Source organism: Hyphomicrobium sulfonivorans (assembly GCF_013306565.1).
In the GTDB taxonomy this organism is placed as follows: Bacteria; Pseudomonadota; Alphaproteobacteria; order Rhizobiales; family Hyphomicrobiaceae; genus Hyphomicrobium_A; species Hyphomicrobium_A sulfonivorans.
Window position 1 is genome coordinate 5,001 of record NZ_PZPO01000002.1, and the last position, 2,500, is coordinate 7,500.

Genomic DNA, 2,500 nt, shown 5'->3' on the forward strand with positions numbered 1-2,500 from the left:
CGGAAATCAACCGTCGAGTGCAATGGCATAAGCCCGCCTGACTGTAAGACTGACAAGTCGAGCAGAGTCGAAAGACGGCCATAGTGATCCGGTGGTTCTGTGTGGAAGGGCCATCGCTCAACGGATAAAAGGTACGCCGGGGATAACAGGCTGATGATTCCCAAGAGTCCATATCGACGGAATCGTTTGGCACCTCGATGTCGGCTCATCTCATCCTGGGGCTGGAGCAGGTCCCAAGGGTATGGCTGTTCGCCATTTAAAGAGGTACGTGAGCTGGGTTCAGAACGTCGCGAGACAGTTCGGTCCCTATCTGCCGTAGGTGTTGGAGAATTGAGAGGAGCTGTCCCTAGTACGAGAGGACCGGGATGGACGCACCTCTGGTGGACCTGTTGTCGCGCCAGCGGCACAGCAGGGTAGCTATGTGCGGACGGGATAACCGCTGAAGGCATCTAAGCGGGAAGCCCACCTCAAAACGAGTTCTCCCTTGAGAGTCGTGGAAGACCACCACGTTGATAGGCCGGGTGTGGAAGTGCAGCAATGCATGTAGCTTACCGGTACTAATAACTCGATCGGCTTGATTGCTCTCATTATGCAATGCTCATCGAATATGCTGTTGAAAGCGCGCAGGTAACTGCGCTGCGCAAGATTGCATGACGACGCTCGCGTCGTCTTCGATGGGCGTAGGAACACAGGCAAGACCAGAACAGAAGTCATCTCACTTTTCCGCCGACCTGGTGATTATGGCGGAGTGGCTGCACCCGATCCCATCCCGAACTCGGCCGTGAAACGCTCCAGCGCCAATGGTACTGCGTCTTAAGACGTGGGAGAGTAGGTCGTCGCCAGGTCTGCAGAAAAGTGAGACGCTTCAACAAAAGTCATCAGATCCCCTCTTACGTGTTTTATAAAAACGCCCCAGCCCACAAAGCTGGGGCGTTTTTGCGGTCAACCAGCCGCCTCCAGCGCAGTGAAAATGCCCAACGGGAAAGACCGCCGGTGTGGGCCGCCCCAGATGCGTGTGGTTGAGGCGCGCGGTGAATGCCGTGGAGGAGCTGGCGCGCTGGCGCCAACCGAACCGACAGGCCACAACGGCCAGCGCAACGCCGCACTCCAGATCCGATGCAGGCGGCCGCAAAACTCAGAAGGCAAGGTTCGATGTCAGGATCACCGGGCCTTCTCGTGGTGCCGCGCGACGATCTGGAAGAACAGGTTGACCTGCTCGCGTCCGAACGGCAGGTAACCGATCTCGTCGATGATCGGGAGCTTCGGGCTCCGCCACCGTGCGATGCAGCGCTTCCTTCATGCGGCCTTGCCGCGGTGCCGCTTCCAGCGCCAGCATCTGGCGTGGGCGTATCCGTCGCGCGTCCCGTTCAAACCGCAGCACTTCCTCAAGGAAGTCGGCGAAGCTCGCATCCTTCCGCTTGGCTGCAGATTGCGCGATGGCGCCGTAGCTGTCCGGCAGCGCCGTCAGCTTGAGCTCGCCAGCCAATGCCGCGATGCGTTCGTGCTGCAGCGTGCTCATGAACACACCCCCGGGAACAGCGCGTCGTACACACTGAGTGGATGCTGATAGCCAATGATCGTCTTGCGTGGCGCAGCAGATTGTTTCTGCACGGAGCGGATAGATCGAGCGCCATAGAGTGTCGACAAGCGGTTGCAGCGATTGCCGCTCGATGAGCGATCTCTCCGCCGGTACTTCACCTGTCGTCGCATGTACCCGCGCGTTGGCAACCTCGCGCAGCCAGCGCGTCACCGCCGCGTTCGCCGCCTGCTTGTCGGGCCGCAATCCGGCCTGGCGCATGGAAGCGACGAACGGGATCCAGAAGCTGCGCTTCAGATAGCCGATGAAGCGCTCCACCTTACCCTTCGTCTGCGCCCGATACGGCTGGCACAGCCGCGGCATGAAGCCGGCGTGTCGCGCATAGTCAAGGAAGCCGGCATGGAAGCGATGCACGCCGCGGCCGTACGCGTTCCGCTCCAGCACCACCGTGCGCATGTTGTCGTAGAGAACTTCCCTGGGCACGCCACCGAAGGCTAAAAGCGCGTTCTCATGCGCGCGGATCAGCGTCTCCACGCGCTCGTCGTCGCAGAACTCGACGTAGGCAGTGCGGCTCCAGCCCAACGTGGCGATGAATACCTTCAGCACATCGGCGCCACGCCCCACCTGCGCCCAATCTGCCTGCATCCGCTCACTGGGAAGCGTCTAGAAGCGCACGACCTGGCTATCGGCATGCGCATTTTGGTGCTCTGCCGAGTGCTTTCAGGCTTGAACCGCAAGAGAAGTTGATCCGCATCGGCCGACCTTTCGTTCGCAAGCGTGGTGGTGGCGAGGCTGCTTCAGGGCCCCGCACCGACGGCTGTGCCGCGAGGAAATCGATGGACTCAAGCGTGAGTGTCTGGCTCTGGCGGCCGACTCCGCGCGATCGGGGCCTTGCGACGCTCGCAAGCTGGATAATCTAATCGGTCAACGGTCGGCCGGCGCTTGTGGTCAGCGACAACGGCA

2 rRNA genes and 1 pseudogene (1 of these 3 running past the window's edge) are annotated in these 2,500 nt (G+C 60.7%); 2 read left to right on the forward strand and 1 reads right to left on the reverse strand.

The features are described from left to right. Positions 1–582, forward strand: a 23S ribosomal RNA gene (locus C6Y62_RS05170); it begins 2,227 nt to the left of the window's first position. 148 nt (positions 583–730) lie between these two features. Next, positions 731–845: ribosomal RNA gene (rrf, locus tag C6Y62_RS05175) — 5S ribosomal RNA — on the forward strand. Positions 846–1,636: 791 nt separating this feature from the next. Here the strand turns inward: rrf and istA are convergent. Continuing rightward, positions 1,637–2,200, reverse strand: a pseudogene (gene istA, locus C6Y62_RS16330) (IS21 family transposase); the annotation flags it as partial. Positions 2,201–2,500: the final 300 nt, after the last annotated feature.